11 protein-coding genes and 3 pseudogenes are annotated in these 18486 nt (G+C 60.6%); 5 read left to right on the top strand and 9 right to left on the bottom strand.

What is annotated here, in order from left to right:
- Window positions 1-298: 298 nt before the first annotated feature.
- Complete coding sequence (locus tag OWC48_RS07325) at window positions 299-889, top strand: hypothetical protein (RefSeq protein WP_282519602.1); 591 nt, start codon at window positions 299-301, stop codon at window positions 887-889.
- A 608-nt stretch (window positions 890-1497) separates the two neighbouring features.
- Here the strand turns inward: OWC48_RS07325 and OWC48_RS07320 are convergent.
- Together OWC48_RS07320 and OWC48_RS07315 are read right to left on the bottom strand one after the other, a co-directional pair.
- On the bottom strand, window positions 1498-1770 hold the full coding sequence (locus tag OWC48_RS07320; RefSeq protein ID WP_282519360.1) for a hypothetical protein: 273 nt from the start codon (window positions 1768-1770) through the stop codon (window positions 1498-1500).
- Window positions 1767-1931, bottom strand: a complete 165-nt coding sequence (locus tag OWC48_RS07315) for a hypothetical protein (protein WP_282519359.1) — start codon at window positions 1929-1931, stop codon at window positions 1767-1769. The genes OWC48_RS07320 and OWC48_RS07315 overlap by 4 nt, the downstream gene beginning before the upstream one ends.
- A 536-nt stretch (window positions 1932-2467) precedes the next feature.
- Between OWC48_RS07315 and OWC48_RS07310 the strand changes: the two genes are divergently transcribed.
- Window positions 2468-3448 carry a hypothetical protein gene (locus OWC48_RS07310; RefSeq protein WP_282519358.1) on the top strand — a complete coding sequence of 327 codons (981 nt, stop codon included), beginning with the start codon at window positions 2468-2470 and terminating at the stop codon, window positions 3446-3448.
- Window positions 3449-4482: 1034 nt separating this feature from the next.
- On the opposite strand, the pseudogene OWC48_RS07305 reads toward OWC48_RS07310, so the two are convergent.
- From OWC48_RS07305 to OWC48_RS07285, 5 genes and pseudogenes are all read right to left on the bottom strand, one after another.
- Window positions 4483-5382, bottom strand: a pseudogene (locus OWC48_RS07305) (IS3 family transposase); the annotation flags it as partial.
- A 22-nt stretch (window positions 5383-5404) separates the two neighbouring features.
- Entirely contained in the window at window positions 5405-6748 is a 1344-nt protein-coding gene (locus OWC48_RS07300) for an IS110 family transposase (RefSeq protein ID WP_282519357.1), read from the bottom strand.
- 233 nt (window positions 6749-6981) lie between these two features.
- Window positions 6982-7236 (bottom strand): annotated as a pseudogene (locus OWC48_RS07295) (transposase); the annotation flags it as partial.
- A gap of 392 nt (window positions 7237-7628) precedes the next feature.
- Window positions 7629-8183, bottom strand: coding sequence for a hypothetical protein (locus OWC48_RS07290; RefSeq protein ID WP_282519356.1), 555 nt, complete (start codon window positions 8181-8183; stop codon window positions 7629-7631).
- 31 nt (window positions 8184-8214) lie between these two features.
- Window positions 8215-8397: pseudogene (locus tag OWC48_RS07285) on the bottom strand (hypothetical protein); the annotation flags it as partial.
- A gap of 125 nt (window positions 8398-8522) precedes the next feature.
- Here OWC48_RS07285 and OWC48_RS07280 point away from each other — a divergent pair.
- Both OWC48_RS07280 and OWC48_RS07275 read left to right on the top strand, forming a co-directional pair.
- The gene (locus OWC48_RS07280) at window positions 8523-8726 is read left to right on the top strand and encodes a CsbD family protein (RefSeq protein ID WP_028154667.1); all 204 of its coding nucleotides are present in this window, start codon (window positions 8523-8525) and stop codon (window positions 8724-8726) included.
- A gap of 302 nt (window positions 8727-9028) precedes the next feature.
- Complete coding sequence (locus OWC48_RS07275) at window positions 9029-9532, top strand: hypothetical protein (protein WP_282519355.1); 504 nt, start codon at window positions 9029-9031, stop codon at window positions 9530-9532.
- Window positions 9533-9633: 101 nt separating this feature from the next.
- Here OWC48_RS07275 and OWC48_RS07270 read toward each other — a convergent pair whose 3' ends face one another.
- On the bottom strand, window positions 9634-9867 hold the full coding sequence (locus tag OWC48_RS07270; protein WP_282519354.1) for a hypothetical protein: 234 nt from the start codon (window positions 9865-9867) through the stop codon (window positions 9634-9636).
- A 467-nt stretch (window positions 9868-10334) separates the two neighbouring features.
- Entirely contained in the window at window positions 10335-15626 is a 5292-nt protein-coding gene (locus tag OWC48_RS07265) for a hypothetical protein (protein ID WP_282519353.1), read from the bottom strand.
- 815 nt (window positions 15627-16441) lie between these two features.
- Between OWC48_RS07265 and OWC48_RS07260 the strand changes: the two genes are divergently transcribed.
- Entirely contained in the window at window positions 16442-18097 is a 1656-nt protein-coding gene (locus tag OWC48_RS07260; RefSeq protein ID WP_282519352.1) for a patatin-like phospholipase family protein, read from the top strand.
- The last annotated feature ends 389 nt before the right edge of the window (window positions 18098-18486 follow it).

The following is an 18486-nucleotide window of genomic DNA, read 5'->3' as shown; positions in this document are numbered from 1 at the left end:
CTGCGGGCCTGGCTTCAAGTACATGAGCGACGGCCGGCTTGTGCTGGAGAGCAAGGATGACATGAAGAAGCGGGGGATGCAGAGCCCGGACGAGGGCGACGCGGTAGCGCTGTGCTTCAGCGAGCCGGGCGGGGCGCCTGTAGTCGCCAACAGCAATTTCAACCGACGGCTTGAGTACTCACTCCCTGGATCAATCCCATGCATGGAAGGGGCGCACGGACGACCTGGAGCAGGATGATTGCGCCAGTGAGGACGATGATCTGGAGGAGGTGAAGCTTCAGCGGCCGGAGATGTGCCCATGCGATTGATCCGGCAGTATCTTGGCCGGGTCTGCTTCAAACTGAGCCTGAGCATCGCGTTCGCCGGCAAGAAGATCTCTGGCATCCGACGACAAGGCCCGCCGGTTCACGCTGGCGGGCCCTTCGCGCTAAAAGAACGACCCCAGGCCTGGATCAAGGACCCAGGGCTGGGGCCGCTCCGGCTAAGAAAGCTGTTTAGCCTGACGCGCCTAAAGCGCATGCAAATCAAAACCGGTGCACGGCGACGGTTCCTATTGGACAGTCGGCTTATCGTTCGCGAGCGCGCGTCGCAACAATTCCCTAACCGCGGCCGCCCGGCTCGGAAGACGTTCAGTGAACCAGAAATCGTCGATGGCTTGCTTGTCTTGCTCCGACAATTCCACTTGCAACCGGATGGTGCGATTTTGCTGTTGCATGAGCACCGAACGCAAAGCCGAAATCAGAGTTCCGATTGGCGCGAGTTAATCTTCAGCTTGCGGCGATCCCAATGCGGCGCCTTGCCCTTGGGGTTCAACCTTGGAATCAAAATCAATCATCGTGACAGACGAGCCGCCTTCCAACCTTGCTCGCAAACATTAACTACCGACTGATAGGCTGCAAGGCTTAGGTCAACGTACGCAACGAAAAACGAAAGCTGCAGGTCTATCAAGCTCGAAGGTGGCGTAGGACGCGTCCTGCGGTCGGATAACTTGATGATCTGGGCTGACATGTGAATTCCTAATGCTGGTCTCGGTGATCCCGGCGAATTGCAACCTAGCAAGAATAGCTTGGTTCCTCCATCGACCGTCCCACCCACCTCGCAAATTATCCATGCCTTGGGCCGCGGAACGAGCGCGAGCTACTGCCCGTCGTGGGTGTGGAAAGGCCGATTGCACAGGAAGCGCGACCGGCAACGGCTCACGACCTCAATTGTGGACTTATGAAGCTGGTTGGGTCTAGGGCGTTTGGGATGACGGGTCATTTGGTTCTCTGATAGGTCCGATTATCAGGCGGTAGCTTGGGACCAGAGCAGAATGCCATTTTTCAATTGTCTCGCCGCAGACGGCGCACTCGAAACTACTGAACTCTCGAACGGAGGCCATGCGTTCGGTACGGCGATAAACCGCACCGCACTTGCAACGGCTCTGGTCCTCACTTTCCACGCGCCGAATATGCGCCTTGAATCGATCCTGTGCCAGCCCACAGCGGCCCCGGCAACTCAGTCTTTTGCTGGGGCCGCCGTTGCGCTGGTGCCGATCAGCCGGACATAGGTCCCGCTCTCGTGCAGCTCGAGCCAGCCCTGGGCGACGGCGTGTTTGAGCCCGGCGCCGAACTCGCCGCCGGTGGCCTTCAGCGTGAATAAGAATGGCGCGTTGATCCGTTCGATATAGATCCGGCCATCCTGGACGGCTTCGATGCCGGCGGCGATCTCGACGAGCTTTCGCGCGGCGGCTTCCGGGTCGGCGTAGGGGCGTTCTTCGGTGTGCTTCATCGGTGTGTCCCGTTGGCCGCCTGCCCGGCGGTAATATGTGCGCAGTGCGGGTAGCTCTCGGCCGGCTTCCATTCGTCGAACACGTCGCCGCAGACGCAGCGCCGCAGCGTGCTCGGTATCTCGCTGTCCAGCTTCTCGCCCCGCGCCCGCTTGGCCTTCATTTCGGCGCGCCAGTCGCGATCGTGGCGCCATTCGGCAAAGGCGCTCGTGGGCATAGTTGGGCAGTAGCTGGGACCAGGCGAGATCGAGGGCTTCCCGCGTGGCGTCAAAGGACTCGGCTATTCCGCTTTGGTACTGGCCGGGATGGAGGCCGGGATAAAACCAGCACGACCAGGCCCACTGGTCGGCATGGACGGGCACGCCTGCGCGTTCTCCGATGGTGCCGACGCGGACGTCGTCGAAATAGACGTGCCAAGTCTCCTGGTGCGGATTGTCGCTGCGGCGCGGGTGAGGGCGGCATCATTAGTCATGGGAAGAGGATAAGCACTACTCGGGTGACGAGCCAGCCGCTGGGGCCTGCGCGTCGCGCCTGGGCCTGACCCAAGAGATAGGTCAATAGGCTGCCTGCTTAGGGGGGTGGGCGCACCATCGCCGACGCCAATAATCTTTCTGCATGTCAATTTGCCGCATGAAGCCCAACGAACCCTGCGGCAGATGTTGCTACTAACGACCGAGAGGCTCCGTCGTGGAGGCAATCATGCGCGACAACAAGCCGTTTGGTGAGCCAGGCATACCCCAAGGGGGACAACCTAGCTGGCTGGATGTCAATGCCGAATTGATCGTCTACGACAAAGCGATACTGAAGGTACCCTTCGAATTTGTCGGTTTCCCAATGAATGTTTTCAAGCCACTCCACACTCACTTCAGGTGGCAAACAGTTAAGGAAATCGAAGTCGCTATCGCTATTGACTATTACGTGTACGTCCCAACAGAGGGCGAAGGCAAAGGACATTATAAAATATCGGCCAAATGGTCCGTGGACTACGACGACGATGGGATAAAACTCACAACAATTCGATCAACGCCCGTAGAGATGAAGGGCGAAGGAGACTACGCAGTACATGCCGATGCCGAGTTATATCAGCCTTCGTTGAAAGGGGACCTGCAGAAAACCGTACTTCTGCTCAAATTGAATGGTGGTCTCGCGACCGATGGCGTCACTGTTTCTTATGGACCATTCTCTGCTCCTTTTGGTAAGGCTTCAAAGCAAAGTCTCCAGTCCTACGAATTTATTGTTGTCCAACTTGCGACCGAGCATCCAGACAAGCCGTTGCCTGGTCATCTACTGAAGTACATCGTCTCCTTCGAGAAGGAGGATCAGTCATTTGTGAGTACCGATCAAGGTAAGGAGCTTCGCAGTCAATGGATCGCTCCGCTGCAGAAAGAAGCTCCTGAACTCGCTGATGCAATTAAGGCTGGCAAGTGTCCTATGACGCTGACCGGACATGCAAGCGCGACTGGCCGCACCAAGGTATACAATGCAGGGCTCAGTGCAGAACGGATCACATCCGTCGCGAAGGAGATTAAGAAACATTTTGGCGACAAGATCGCCTACGTGCCTGTTCCTAGAGGACAGATGGACACGACGCAGCGTGGTCCATCGCCCCAGGAAAAATATGTCGAAATCGAGATTCATTCTGACGCTGCTAAGCCGTATATTTCCAAAACGAAGCCGTAGCGGTCTCGCGGCGCAGCTGCCCATCCCGCATGATTCCGCGGCCGGCGCGGGATGGCAAGTCCATCACTCAGGGACTGCGAAAGGCTGGCGTGAAGTCTCGCACACCGCGCGGACTGGATGGGCCTTGCGACCGGCCCGGTGACCACTCCCGGTTTTGCCCCCGTATACCGCAGACTGCCTCATCGGCCACCCGGTTCAAGTTTCTGGCAGGGAAGCGCGACGAACTCAGCTAAGGGGCCAGAAGCTGGGATTGGTATTGGGCCTAAGAGCATGGTCGAACTGAGGCTCTCCGTCCTGACTTAGGGTGATTGAGCTCGCGCCAAGTGTAATGCGGCATCAACGCCGCCATCAAAGATCTGCTGCGCTTCGGCAGCGTCGGGCACGGCGCGCGCAAACTGCTGGGTTGCCCACCGCGAGTCCGCGTTAGGGCCACAACCTGGCGTGCCGCCGTGGCTTGTCCGCGCCGGAGCCCGTTTACGCATTATAGCGCCTGGAGCTGAAGTCTCTAAGGGTGCGTTTTTGCTCGAGCGCTTTATTGGAAGATATCGGAGCTTGCAATAACCGAGGGAAACTCCATGGCAAACGCGCTCATCATCCATAAAGATAGATTACCCGTCGAGCAGAAGTCAAAGCTGGCTGCACAGTATGTCCGCATGTCCACAGACCTCCAGCGGTGCTCGATCGAAAATCAAGCCGCTGCCATTGCTGCGTATGCGCAGACGAACGGGCTCACCACCGTCCACCCGATGCCTCCTGGTAGATGATGCCGTGAACGTCGGCTTCGCCGTTGGCAAATGGCGTAAGTATGTCGGCCGGAGGGTCCGCTGGCCGCTGGTTCGCCGCGTACGACCAACCGCCGGATGGGTCGTCGCTATGAGGCTCGTCGAGGGAAACACTTCAGTGCTTGACTACCTTCTGGTGCCTGCCGCGTCCTTTACTTGCCGGCTGCTATGGCTTTCCGAACACAATCTCAAGAGACACAAGGTGGTCACCTTTCAGACCTTTGAGCTGCTGCCGGTTTGATGGACACCCGGTTAAGCTAATCCCACCTTGCGCTCGAACTCAACCGGGCTGAGATAGCCGATGGTCGAATGCCTGCGGGTCGTGTTGTAAAATCGTTCGATGTAGTCGAACACATCGGCGCGTGCCTCATCTCTGGTTCGATAAATCTTGTTGGCCGTACGCTCGGTCTTGAGCGAGGAGAAGAAGCTCTCCATCGCCGCGTTGTCCCAGACGTTGCCGGAGCGGCTCATGCTGCAAACGATGCCGTGGTCGGCCATCAGGCGCTGGAAGTGCTCGCTGGTGTACTGGCTGCCCTGGTCGGAGTGATGCAACAGCGCATCCGGCTTGCCGCGCCGCCAGACGGCCATCAACAATGCGTCCGTCACGAGCTGTGCCGTCATGGCGGCACTCATCGACCAGCCCACCACGCGGCGTGAGAACAGGTCGATCACCGCTGCGACATAGAGCCAGCCTGCGGCCGTCCAGAGATAGGTGAAGTCGGCGATCCACTTCTGGTTCGGCCGCTCGGCGGCGAACTGCCGGTCAAGGAGGTTCGCCGGTACGGTCTCGAGCTGTCGATCGCCGCTGTCCTTCGGCAAGCGCCGACGTCGCGGCCGCGCCCGCAAGCCTTGCAGGCGCATCAGCCGCTCAATCCGGTGCAGGCCGCAATCCGCCCCGTCGGCGAGCAGGTCACGCCACACCCGGCGTGCGCCATAGGTGCGGTCGCTGGCGGCGAAGCTGGCCTTGACCTTGCCGCCGAGCTCCTCGTCGCTGCGGGATCTGGCGCTGGGAGAGCGGTTCAGCCAGGCATGGAAGCCCGACCGCGACACTCCCAGCGCATCGCATAGCCATGCCACCGGCCAGATCGTCCGGTGCTTCGCGACGAAGGCGAACTTCATGTCGCTTCCTTCGCGAAGTAGGCTGCGGCCTTCCTAAGAAACAGCCATCTCAGCGTCACACGGAACAGCTTGCAAAACGAAAGCCCAGTGACTTGGCGCGCCGCTTCAGATTGGCGAGGACACGGCTGCGATATTGTTCCTCATAGTGGTCCGCACCGGGATCCCTGTAGGTCATGCCGTGCCTGAGGGTGTTGTAGAATAGGACCGCAATTTTGCGGGCGGTCGCCGTCACGGCCTTTGCCTTGCCCGCACGAGAGGACAGCCGTCGATAGAATGCTCCGAGCGCCGTATCGCTCCGCCCGATGGTCGTGGGCGCCAGCCGTAACAGCGCCGCTGCTCGACTGGACGATCTCCGCGTGCGCGAAGAGAGCACCTTGCCGCCGGAGATTTTGTTCCCCGGGGCCAGGCACAGCCAGGAGGTGAAGTGCTTGGCGGTCGGCCATGCCCTGAGATCAGTGCCGCATTCGCCAATGAGCTTTAACGCAAGTGAGGGACCCAACCCATGGATCTCGGTCAGATCGACGCCGAGGACACCGTATAGCGCGGCCCTGACATCGAACGACGGCGTGTTGACCTGCTTGGTCTTCACCCGCGGCCTGGATAGCTTGCCGACCGGCTTGGCCCCTCTGTCAGTCAGCGCCGCTATCAAAGATTCCAGCTTGCGGTCGCAGTCGAGCATCTTGGTCTGGTAGATGTCGTAGAGCTCCAACGACTGGGTCAGCGCGAAGACATGTTCGTCCCGATCGTTGCCGACCAGTGCGGCGCGGATCGTCTCGACGGAGGAATGGCAGCGAACATCGCGATAGGTCGCCAACACGTCGGGATTGCGCTCGCCCGCGACAATAGCTCGGATAATTCGCATCCCGGTCGCGCCGGTAATGTCGGAGACAACGTGATGAAGTTGCAGGTTCATCTCCATCAGGGCTTTTTGCATATGCTGGATATGGGCGGCTGCGTATTCCACGAGTCGCTCCCGCTGACGCAGATAGGCGCGCAGGGTTGCGATCTCGCCATCTGGGCGGAAGCTCCCGCGTAACAGACCGTAAGAATGGAGCTGGCGCAGCCATGCGGCATCGCTGACATCTGTCTTGCGCCCAGGCACGTTCTTGGCATAACGCGCATTGACGAGAATGACCTCGAACCCGCGCTGCTCAAGAATCTCGTAGGCCGGGATCCAATAGACCCCGGTGGATTCCATCGCCACACTGGTCACGCCACATGCCTTGAACCAGTCCGCCAGATCGTGCAGGTCCTGCGTAAATGTGCCAAACGCGCGCACCGGTGCGTCGGTGCAGGTCGGGTCGACCGCTGCCATGTGCATTTTTGATCCAATGTCGATGGCGGCCGCACCAACATTGACCGGCTTCAATTCCGGGCGATCGCCGGTCGTCTTGGACATCACAATCCTCCGTCAAAATATGAACGGGAGGGTCTGGGCTATGCCAATCGTCATCTTCCTAATCGGGATCGCCGCCGAAGCGGCGTCACCACTCTCAAGTTCGCATGCGCCCATGGACCACGTTTTTTAACGGGGACTAACCTCCAATAAGCCGACGGCCGCCACCCTCCGCAAGGCGAGGATAGCACCGGCAGTTTCTACCGCGCGCAGGCGGGCAACGGCCCGTGATAGTTTTTTAGGATATCCCGCTCGGCCTTCAGCTTGGCGACCTCACGGCGCAGCCGCTCGATCTCCTGCTGCTCCGGCTTCATCTGCCCGTGGCCGGGAAAGGCTTGCGCCGGGTCGGAGCCCAACTCCTTCACCCATTTGCGGAGAACATTCTCATGAATATCCAGGTCACGGCCGGCTTGCGCCACCGATACCCCACGTTCCCGCACCAGCTTGACCGCCTCGACCTTGAACTCGCGGCTGAACTTCCGTCTTTTCATCGCCACCTCCGGCTTCATGAAACACCTAATCTCGGTGTCCATCAAACCGGCAGCAGCTCACGATATCACGCTGGTCGCTTAGCGCTCGTTCCGCATATACGGACTGTTCTCCGACACCCAAAGCACTGACGGATCGGAGCTAGGCAGACCCTTGTACGAAGCTTTCGGCAAAGACACAGAGCAAATACTCGCGACCAGAGCCATTGAGGACAAAGCCCCTATCACAATCCATAGCTCCCTCTGCATGTCAGCGTTCCGAAGCAGAGTATCGATGGCAAGGCAAATGCAAGCCTTGACGAGTCGTTCCTATCTAGATGCAGACCCTCCTCGACGCTCAGCGCCGATGTCGGAAATTTTTGTGCTGACACCAAGCTGGGCGCGACGCAGCGCGGTTACTGTTTTGGAGAGCGACATGCTGTCAGCACGATGTATGGAGCGTTGGTTCCGTCTTTTAGCGGGGTAGGCTTGGAGTCAGAACCATCCGAAGTCTCCATCTTGGGATCGGCAAAGCCACCGCCGCCGCCGCCCATCATCCTATCTCGACCGCCATTCGCTTGAGGGACAGTGTTGACGGCAGTGTGGGAATGGCGACCAGCTGGGCGGTTTTCCAGATTATCCAGAGCTGCCCCAACGGTCTTGCCGAGGGTGTCCAAGTGGCTCGGATCGACTCCAACGACGTATCTACCCCGTAGTTCATCCGCGCGATTCCAGCCTTCAGGGCATTCGGCTGCGATGAAGTATGCAATCATATTTTGGGGGATTGAATTGACAACGATGAAATGCTGAAAGCGAGAATAATAGACGCCGGTGGCGAACGCTCCTCCGAGAAGCCCCAGCGCGATGCCGGCGACCCATTTAAGAATGTCGTATCTCTTTTTTAAAGTTTCCAGGGCTCCGAAGGCGCCACCATCGCTGCTTGTGGCTGGCCTGCCATCTCCAGTATTCATTTTGGTTTCCTTCTCAAAATGAAGGTACCGATTATTTACAACTGTTGCGGGCGTGCAAGCAATAGCGTCTGCGTTGGGCCGGGCCGAGGCCGTGCCCACCGGTTGGGGCTCGAGTATCGCCGCGGTCACGCGGGCCGGGGCGTTTGGACGGGTCGCGGCGGTGCTTGGATTGCAGCTCGACGAGATCGGTGAAGTCGTCGGCCTGGCGGCGCATCATACCGTCGGCGCGTCGGTCCACTTTTAGACACTGCGCCCGCGCCTGATTGACGCTATCGTCACCGAGGAACCAAGCGTCGGGGAGCTCCGTTGATCGATCTTAGTCGTTCAAGGAGGAGCGCCATGGACTGGAACCGCGTTGAAGGCAACTGGAAGCAGATGAAGGGCAAAGTGAAGGAACAGTGGGGCAAGCTTACCGACGATGATCTTGATGTGATCAACGGGAAGCAAGAGCAACTCGAAGGGAGATTGCAGCAACGGTACGGCTACGCCAAGGATCAGGCGCAAAAGGAAGTGGATGAATGGTACGGTCGCCAAAAATGGTGATGACGGACATTGCTGGTTGAAGTCCGAAGGGCCGCTGTCTTGGAGCAGCGGCCCTTGTTCATTACTAAAGCGCCCGGAGTAGTGGGTATAGCGAAGGTCGTGAATTGCTTTGCTGCACCATTACGCCTCGCATTCCACCGTGGAAGCAACCGCGCGCTCGCGGCCTCCGCCTGTGGATGTTCCGAAGGGCCGAGGACGCGCTGGCGAGGCTAGTTTGGTGTGTGGCGAGTGCACCCGCCACCTTGTGACTTGCGCGCATCTCTTGGTTGCTCTCAGTAGGACTGTGGTGGTATCGCTCGGAAATGAACCGAGCCATTGCAATTGCCTGCTTAGTGGTCGCTCTTGCCGGTTTCGGCTGGGCCTATGAGCGCGTGAACAGCATCAGCAGTAGGCTGAACCTGTTAGCGGACATGGTCAGTCTTCAGAATGATCGGATTCAGGTCAGAACATTCGCGATCAAGAGTCAGATCGCACAAGCAACTCAGCCGATTGTTTTTGTTGGCGATAGCCTTACCGAAGGCGCTTGGCTACCATCTGCCTTGTGCGGACATCTCGCCAATGCCGGCATAGGGGGCGCAACGGCCGTCTCGTACGCAAAAGTGGTGAAGGGCTTTTCGGCCTCATATTTCTTGTCGTCGTGGCGATCGGCGCCAATGACGCTCTCGCCATCAATCAGACATTTGAGTCTGACTATCGCAACCTACTTGACGCGATCCCAACCCGAAAACTCGTTCTGGTCGGGCTATCACCAATTGAGGGGAGAGCAAAAATTGCCTCTGAACGTCGCGTTCCATTTGTCAGCTTGAACTTTTCGGAAGACACCCCCACAAAGGACGGCATTCATCTTACAGCAGCCGGGTATCAACAATGGCTCCCAATATGGTGAGGGCCGTCGAGAAAGAGTGCGCTAAATGATTCTCGGCACCACGATCCACTCGCCGTCTGTGACCTGGTAATATTCGCCCTTCTTAGCCACGGATGAGGTCTCCAATTGGACGCTCTTGTCGTCCCAAACAGACACGAGTTCAGGCTGCATCAGGCGATACCGTCCTTGAACTTGAGAACGGCGAAGCCGCTCACCCGATTCTTCGGGCCATCTTCTGTTGTAATCGAGAAATGCCTTGTGGTTGGTGTCGGCCACGCACCAGTATCGATGCCGTACCGCGTGCCATTGTAGTCCGTGTATGGCGTAACCTTCTGGCTATGAAGGTGGCCTTGGCGGGCTTTTCTCCCGGGGTGATGCTTCGTGCTATAAGCCATTGCGTCAGCACTGTGAGGTGATAGCCACGTGCTCTAGGGGTGTTGCAATGCAATGCTTCCACCTTGTCTTCCCTCTGGCTGTCGGTGTGCTAGCTGGTCTGTTCTTTGTTGGGCACAGCTGCTTGCGATCTTCAACGCTATGGCGATGACGGAGGTAATCCTGTCGCTCTGAGGAGTCGAGGTTCCAGGCAATCAACCGAGTGGGGGCTCTCGGCATGTATCGTGCGGTCAGGTCTCAGTCAGGATTGCTCTTCTGGCCTGCGAGCCGCTGACAGCGACGGTGGGCGGTACGGGGCTGGACCACAGCGTGGCCCGGTTCGGCGATGCCCCACACTGATGGTTCAGAATTCAGCCGGCGCCTGCCTTTCGGCGAGCGGCGATGCGCTCCTCAAGCGCGCTCGCCAACGGCGTGCCGCATTGCATCAGGATGTCGACGATTGTGGTGAGTTCCGCACCGTCTAGCACCGCCGGCGAGACGGGCGCGCCGAACACTGCCTTGTCGATCCATTCGCACAGGCGCCGCCCGATCCCGTGATCAATCCAGAACTCGGAATTTGCGCCCTGAACCCGCCACCACGCCGCCACCGCACCGGCGATGAACGTCAGTCGATTCGTGTGCGACTCGATCTCCAGCAGTCCGAGGAACGCGACAGCGACAAACGTGGACGCCGCTGCCTGCTCGGTCAATTGCGTGAGCATAGGCAGGAGCGAGTCAGCGCGGGCGGCTCCAAGGGGGGTGACGTAGCAGCGTGGCCCTCGTCCAATTTCGTGCTGCCCCATGAACATCGCGGCAATCGCTCCAGCAATGTGAAGGCTTGCACCCGCAGACCGCTCGGATGCGAGGCGGCGCCATGACGAGGTCGCCACGAGCCGCTGCGCCAGCCCCTCACGGATCGATACGGCTGTGCTGTCCGATAACGCGCCGTCGTTCAGCCACAGCTGATCCAATGCATGCAGCACGGCCTCCGCTGCATCGAAGAAACGCTCTTCTGGCAATTGGGCGAGGGGATCGAGCACATACTCTTTGATGCCCGCGTCTCCGATCGAGACCGCGCACGCGAGTGCGGCTGCGAAATACGCGTCGTTCCATTCGAATGCACGCTCGCCAGGCTCCTGATCTGGCTCACAACCCGCACCATTCGCGCCGCCGGTCCAGGGCCAGCAATGCCGCACCAATGCGCACAGCAGATCGGGACGATTCACTCGCCAGAGTGCGACTGCGAGCGACAACCATGCAGCCGCTGCTGGCGCATGCAGCGCGAAAACGCGTGGTCGAGTAGGGGATCGTTTCTGTCGCGGCCGCGCGCTGCCCAGCGAGATTCTGCGTCGCTCTTTTGGCGGGTACGGATCGGGCAGTTCAGGCCATCCCGGCTCTGGCCCATCGCTTGCGAGCCAGCGCAGTTCTGCGTCGACCGCGCTCTGCAGCCTCGTCTGCTCGGCCTCCTTGCGGGCCGTCTCTTGCGCTTCATAGCGCGCAGGATAGTCGGCAATGTTGCCGAAGTCGCTGTCGTCTCGTTGTCGGAGGGCATGGATGGCGGATACCAAGCCAAGGCGAACCAGTGATCGTGTGAGTTCCAGGCGCAATTGGCGCGCCGCTGCCACCTCGGCGCGGAGCACCGCTGCCATACCCGTATCTGGTCTGGCGGCCAGGTGAAGCAGAAGAGAAAGGTCCGCGGGATCAAGACCGTCGCGGTATGCGGACAGGAACCCTACGGCCGCGATCGCGGCCGCGTTGAATTGCAGTTGCTGCAGGGACCCGCGGTCGTTCGCCTCGCGCTTCGCCGCTTGCGTCAACTGGGCGCGCGCCCAATCACCATGCGCGGCCTTCAGCTCCAGCGATCCATCGCGCATCACCAGTGCGGCGACGATGAACCGCGTGCGCTCGATCCGCTCCTGCTCGTCTTTGTCCGGATCGTCCTGCGACGCTGACGCGTCGCGTGTCGCCCAGCGTACACCCCGCTCAAGAAGCTCAGCGGAACAGGGGGGGTCGGTGAGGGCTCGCATGATCTGCAATTGAATCGCAACCGCGTCGCCTCCAAGCTGCGCCTGCTCCGCGAACTCGCGGGCTAGCCGTCCTTCGTCGGCAGGCGCCACGTACTCTATGATTGAGCGGCCGCTGTCGTCCGTACCCTGCACATAGTTCGCAGGATTGAGCTGATTCAGCGCGCTCATGGCGGCGAACTTCGGATCAGCCATTGCGCGGCTTTCACTATCCGGCGCCCCGATTCGTGCCGCCTCGTCCCCCAGCACCTTCTCCATCGCTTCGCGTACGTCTGCGGGCCCATATACCCCGTAGTGGCTGAGCAAGAAGTCGAGTGGCGTGCGTCGTGAAGGGCGCCGCAGCAAGCTGTCCAGCCGAACCGCGCTGGCGGGTTCCGGGTGCACCCAGCCGGCGGAGATGCCATTGGCATTGATGAAGTCGTGGCCGTACCGCTGACGATCCATCGCCAGCAACTCGGCCGATGCCGCGAACGGCCACAGGCACTCTCGCGTCTTGGGCCATTGCGACAGCATCACGTCGACCGCAACGAGTAGGTAGGCCGCCGGGGATCCTTCGGGGCCCAGCACGTCATCGATCACGGCCTGCGCGGGCTCCCCGCGTTCGATGAGCAGGTGCGCCCACGCTTCCAAGGCCATTAGCGCCGACGCGCCGATATAGGCGTCCTGCGAGCGTGACCACATGTAGGATTGGCGCCAGGGGAACGAGCGCCGGCCGCTAGGAAGTGGAATCTCGATGCGGTCGTCGCCTGGCTCTCTGCCGCGAGAGCGCTGCCGTACAGCGTGCGCGATGACACCGCGCACCAGCCGCAGCCCTTCCTCCTTGTTCGCCTGAAGCAGATCAAAGAATGGCGCGCGCGCCGGCGATGCTGGAAAATAATCCAAGTCCCATCTCGAGAACACGTCCCGCGACCGTTGACCGTCTTCGTCGGAGTCCCCTTCGGGTAGTGCTTGCAGGAATAGGTCAGCCACGGCTTGGGGCGCCGCATAGGGCGCAGTGCCAATAAACGACAGCAGCTCGCGGAATAGAGCGTGCCGATGCGGATGGGCGGCCACGCTCTGGAGATACGACCCGGCGTCGGTCGGGCGCAGCTTGCACCACGCAAGAAAGGTCATTCGAAGGTCGCGCTCCTGCGCCTCCGTCATCGACAATCCGGGTGCGGTTCTGGCAGCCATCCAAGTCTTGAAGTCGGGCCCCGTCGGGTGGTTCTTCGCCTCGACCTCGACCAGCCACGTATACAGGCGCTGAACCAGTAGTGGCGACAACGCATCACGGCCCGCATAAGCGATGCACCAGCGCCCGTAGAGGCCGACGAACAGCGGCACCGCGGCGTGGGGCAGCTGGTCTCCGATCGTGACCGACCAGATGATCAAGTTGAGCCACGCCGTACCGCGAGGCGCGACGATATCGTCGGTGAACTGAGTTGTGTCGACACCACTCGCTGCTAGGAGTGGCGCGGCCGGTTGGGAGTCGACGGTGATGGCCGCGCGGATCAGATCGGCAAGCAGCTCGGCGTTGTTCGCGGCCAGTGCCGGCAAGCAGCGATTCAGGACTTCGTCCGCGCGCTCCGAACGCGCAAGTGCGAGCAAGACAACACGTCTCCATGAGCCGTGCACGCCGGGCGCGCTCACCCGATCGAGCAGGGCACGCCATGCCGTCGCATCGCTGCCCAACTCTGTGTGCAACCGGGCAGCGAGTTCCACGCCGCGCAAGAGACGCACCGGCGCCGGGCTCCCCAGCTCGATTACGGTGACGTGCTCCGGCTCCTCATACAGCAGGCAACCGATCGCCCAGTCGCGCAGCACATCATGCTCGGGCTCGACGCGAACCGAGCTGAGCGCACGGAGTGATCCGCTTTTGGTCAGCGCTGTGACCGCCTCCGCCGGTGACGTGCTGGTGTCCATCGGAGCCGACGAAGCCAGCGAATGCACGGCCAGTGACCGAAGTGCACGGCGCCGTACCAAGCGACCTGTTGCATCCGCGCCATCACCCGTCGTCCACCACTGCCATGCCATCTGCGCTTCGCTGAACGGCGCGGCACCTCCAGCAGGCACACTGCGCGCCAGCCGATTCAGGCGATACAGGTTGCGTACGAGCTTCTTAGCTGGATGCCCGGGCCGTAGCAACGCGGCGAGCGCAGGGTTGGCCTCCCGAAGCCAAGTCACCTCATCGTCGTCGAGCTCCTCGATGACCAGCGGTGGCGCTTCGCCGAGATCCTGCAGTGCCTGCGCCGGCAGCCACGCGCGCGCATCGGCGTCGAAGTCCAATCGCGCCGTGACAACGATGCGAAAACCTCGCACCTGAGCCACGGCACCAATCAGATCCGCGACGGTTGCCCGCTGCCCGGGGTCGTCGAAGCGGTCGAGGCCGTCGATAAACAGCGTGCCGCCGCCGTCACCCGCTAGGTCGGTCAGGAACTCGCGCGCGTTCGCGTCGCAACCGAGCTGCGCCTGCAGCGCTGCCCATCCGCCGGCCGGGACACGATGCGGTGCGACGACCACAAGGCGGGACTCGACACCGATGCGCTGCGCTAGATCCTTCAGCACCCCGGACTTGCCGACGCCGCCGGCGCCTCGGATTTCGAGGTACCGGGCCTGCTCAAGCGCATCGAGTGCTGCGGCAACACGACCGCTACGATCGATAGCCACACCGTGCACGTGGGAGCCGATGGTGGCGAGCGTGTTCTCCGCGGCTTCGGCAAGCCGCTCGCGCGCTAGATGCAAGCGGCGGTCGCCAGCCAGCCGGAAGGCGCGCTCGGCGGTGAGTCGCTCGCGGAGCATGGTGGCGTCCAGGTCTCCGCCAGCGGCATCGACATGCAGCGCGATCTGTTGCAGCGAGTCCCATAGTTCGCCCGCGCGCCCCGCGTCCTGGGGCGCAAGTATCAGCGCGCAGCGCTCGCGGGCCAGTTGCGCGCAAGCCGAGCCGGGCTGCTCGAAGTCGAACGCCAACACCTGGAGGTGAGACAGCAATCGCCACACGGCCGCGTCGTCATGCGCCGCGCCGGCCGTGCGCATGTGACCGCGGAATGCTTCGACGAAATCGCGCATCTCCTGGTGCGCGGCACCGGGCTGCGTCAGTCGACCGAAAAATCCTTCGGCGTCCTGGTACTCGCGTGCCCACTTCAGCACATTCTGGACGTGCTGCTCGATCTTGGTGGACGTGCGCCCGATCGCCACCGCGAGCTCATAGCGCGTCGTGTTGAACTCCGGCTTGGTCGCTGTCTGGCAGGCCAGCGCGACCACGTCGGCGAAGACCGTGTCGCTGGCCGTGAAGGCAATCGTGCGCTTCGCCTGCAGTTCGAGTGTGGCCGGGCGTCCTTGACGGTCATGGCCGGTGATGATGACGTCGTCCATGGGGTGGCCGAGGCTGGCTCGTTGGAACGCCACGCGTGTGACCACGACGCCCGGAAGTCCGCGCGCCTCACCACCCGACAGCAGGGGCAGTAGATACTGCGCGCCGACGTGCCCCTCCAGCAGAGCGCCGGAAGGTCCGGCCGCGGCCGGACTGGCGACGGCGGACGCGTCATCGACACGGCGAGGCGTGCGTGTGCGCTTGGCCCCCAGCGCTTCGGATTTCTTGGCGGTGGTTTTCTTGCTCTTGGATGGAGACTTCGAGGACTGGGTCTTACGCGATCGCGCCATATGCGTGTGTCATTCCTGCGGCGCCTGCCGTCAGCGTCAGATTCGCTGGGCGCGCAATAAGTGCTTATAGGGTCAGTCGTAGGGTAGGGGAAGCGCGGGCGCTCGCACAACGTTTTGGGGCGGACTAGGCTATCCAGCCCCTTCAGCTGCTCTCGGACTAGGTCGACGGCATGGCGCAGCGGGTGCCAGAGTTGGCGTGCGCCTGGCGCAACGAATAGATTGGTGACAACCGACTTGCGGGAATGCGACCAGAGCGAGTATTTTGGGGGAGGGGTAAGTGTGAGCCTGGATAGCTCATTATGAAAAACAATCGAACCGTCAACGATGGGGTGCGATTTCGCTGGGAATATCTACCAGCAGTTGTGTGCGGCCTAGCGCGGTGTTGGCCCATTCTTCTAGTTCCAGTGCTTTTGGCCTTAATAGCGATCAAAACGGAGCAAGGCCGCGATGCTGTTGCCGCGGCGGCTTCTTACGTAGAAGTATTTGGAAAAGGTTATCACGCGTATGCGGCTCAAGCCGTAACGACAGTGCTAACGACCGTCACGGCCGCTATTGTCCTAACTCGATATTTGCCCACTCGCCCGGCTACTCGATACGCGGGTTACCACGTCCCCGGTTTGGTTGGCTTGATCGCCGGTTTCGCACCTATTGTTGTGCTTCAGGAAACGGGTGCCCTCGCGCATGAAGCGCCTGAGGCAACGCGGCTGTTCGTCATCGTTGGGTCACTAACGGTGCCAGCGTGGGTAATCGGCTCCCGCCACCTCTTGTGGGCTGCTAGTTGGGCTTCATGCTTGCATGCAGCAGGGTGGATGGTGTTGAGCGCCTTCACCGTTGGGTGCGTCGCCTGGATAACAGACTATTGGCCGATTCCGTTTCTTTTTGCCGTCGCGGTACTGATCTTTGCCGACTTGATTGAATGGCGTCATGCTCGGTCAGTGCCGAGACAATGGTTTGCCGTGATTGTGGCCTGCATTACACTTGTTGGTGCCGCACTGGTAGCAGTTGGTCCCGTAAATTGGGGCTTGGCGATCGGGTCATACGCCGTACTTCAGGTCGCACTCAATTTTTGGCTTGGAGCGGCCTTTCTACTTTATCTCGTTGCGCGGACACTCGCTGGGAGCCGCAAAGTCAGATCAGTAAGAGGTGTTCTCCCAGCTTCAATTACAATGCTTTTACTTTGGCTGTTCTTTACGGGTCCCTTCGACCTTCGCGAAGTTCGGCTGCTGGACTCTCAACGGATCGCGTCACCAGCAACAGGATTGCGGCAGCAGGCGACGGCATGGCTTGAAGCACGTCGTAAAGAAATCTCAGAATCTAGTGCCTGCTATCCAGTGTTTGTCGTGAACGCTGACGGAGGAGGCGTTCGGGCCGCGTGGTGGTCCGCGACGATCCTCAGTACATTGCAGGATCGTGAAGGGAAGTTTTCTGAGCATGTATTCGCAATTAGTGGAGTGTCCGGTGGAAGCTTAGGTGCTGCCGTTTTCGCCGCTCGCGCCGCGCACTCGCCGAGCCCAGGGAAACCTTGTGCGCAGACTTGGCGGTCTTGCACTGACGCCGTTCTCGCTCGTGATTTGCTTGGACCAGCGGTAGGCTCCATGATCATCAGTGATGCGTTCGGCGCTATCACTAGATTAGACCTACTACAGGATCGCGCCACGGCGCTTGAAAAAGCATTCGAGAGCGCTTGGCTAGACGCTTCCGGGCACGACACATTCGGCGAACCCTTCGAGATGCTTTGGGGTGGAGATGGCGCCACGAGAGTGCCATCGTTGATGCTCAACGCGACGGATGCGCCAAATGCGAGGCGCCTTGTGTTGAGTCCAGTTCCGCTTTTTCGAGGCGATACCGATAAAGCTGATCTGGGCGTCCTGCTCGGCACGCGCGCGCTGCGCCTAAGCACGGCGGTTTTACTTAGCGCGCGATTTCCAGGGATAAGCCCGGCGGGCTGGTTGCCTGCACCCGAAGGACCCGCAGGGCATGGCACGGCGATCGTCGATGGCGGATTCGTTGACAACTCGGGCGCAAGATCCGCGTCCGAAGCCGTTGCAGCGCTGCATGCGGCAGCCGAGACGCTTGGCTTGCCAAAAGTGTTACCCGTTGCGTTGATGATTGGAAATACACCGGTATCTTCGAATAGTCCGCCCGATGTGTCCGCTCCCGGAACTCGGTCGGCATTTGCTGCAACAACGTTCGGCTCTCTCATTTCACCTGTGCTTACGCTCGAAGGGCTGCGCCAGCTTTCGGCGGTGCAAGCAAAGCGGGAGTATCGCGCCACTGTCGCGGCTGCTGGGGGATTAGTGCTCGACGGTTTCGATCTGAGGGCCGACGGGGGGACTTATCCCCTTGGGTGGATGCTCGCTGAAGGGACGCGAAAAGACATGGGGCGGCAAATAGACGAGATGACCCAAGATTCGTCGAGCCATTTTGCGGTCGCGGCTGGCCTCTTGCGTCGGTGCCGGCGAGATCGTTGATTGAAATCGGGGCGAGGGTTTTGCGTTCGAGCGAAGGAAGCGGCGGCTTCAGCTCTCATTTCGCCGGATCAATTTAATTGAGACGGCCGTGGGCGCGACTGGGTATAGCTTGCAAAGGAACCACGGGCTCAGTGATGCCGAGACCAGCGCAGGCGCGGTTCATCGGTACAGTGCGATCGACGCGATGCCCGGCCTGGTTCGCGTCGATCTAGATATCTCAAGGTACGTATTTTATGCCGTGAACATCCGGATGCTCCGGCGGTCTGGTCGGGTTGACCAATAACCTTGAGCTGGCGTGGGAACCTTGTAGAGCGTGCAAATGCGCTTTAGCGCGCGAGCGTCGACGCCGAGCCTCGGCGCGACCTTGACCATCGGAGACTGCCAAAGCA

The organism is Bradyrhizobium sp. Arg816 (assembly GCF_029989365.1).
Classification (GTDB): Bacteria; Pseudomonadota; Alphaproteobacteria; order Rhizobiales; family Xanthobacteraceae; genus Bradyrhizobium.
This window is presented reverse-complemented; position numbering and strand designations above follow the sequence as displayed.

What these genes read in the sequence shown, in the direction of transcription:
- OWC48_RS07310 (WP_282519358.1), top strand. Translation starts at nt 2,468, where the DNA reads ATGCGCGACAACAAGCCGTTTGGTGAGCCAGGCATACCCCAAGGGGGA.
- OWC48_RS07275 (WP_282519355.1), top strand. Translation starts at nt 9,029, where the DNA reads ATGAACCGAGCCATTGCAATTGCCTGCTTAGTGGTCGCTCTTGCCGGT.
- OWC48_RS07280 (WP_028154667.1), top strand. Translation starts at nt 8,523, where the DNA reads ATGGACTGGAACCGCGTTGAAGGCAACTGGAAGCAGATGAAGGGCAAA.
- OWC48_RS07315 (WP_282519359.1), bottom strand. Translation starts at nt 1,931, where the DNA reads ATGAAGGCCAAGCGGGCGCGGGGCGAGAAGCTGGACAGCGAGATACCG.
- OWC48_RS07265 (WP_282519353.1), bottom strand. Translation starts at nt 15,626, where the DNA reads ATGGCGCGATCGCGTAAGACCCAGTCCTCGAAGTCTCCATCCAAGAGC.
- OWC48_RS07320 (WP_282519360.1), bottom strand. Translation starts at nt 1,770, where the DNA reads ATGAAGCACACCGAAGAACGCCCCTACGCCGACCCGGAAGCCGCCGCG.
- OWC48_RS07290 (WP_282519356.1), bottom strand. Translation starts at nt 8,183, where the DNA reads ATGAATACTGGAGATGGCAGGCCAGCCACAAGCAGCGATGGTGGCGCC.
- OWC48_RS07300 (WP_282519357.1), bottom strand. Translation starts at nt 6,748, where the DNA reads ATGTCCAAGACGACCGGCGATCGCCCGGAATTGAAGCCGGTCAATGTT.
- OWC48_RS07325 (WP_282519602.1), top strand. Translation starts at nt 299, where the DNA reads ATGCGATTGATCCGGCAGTATCTTGGCCGGGTCTGCTTCAAACTGAGC.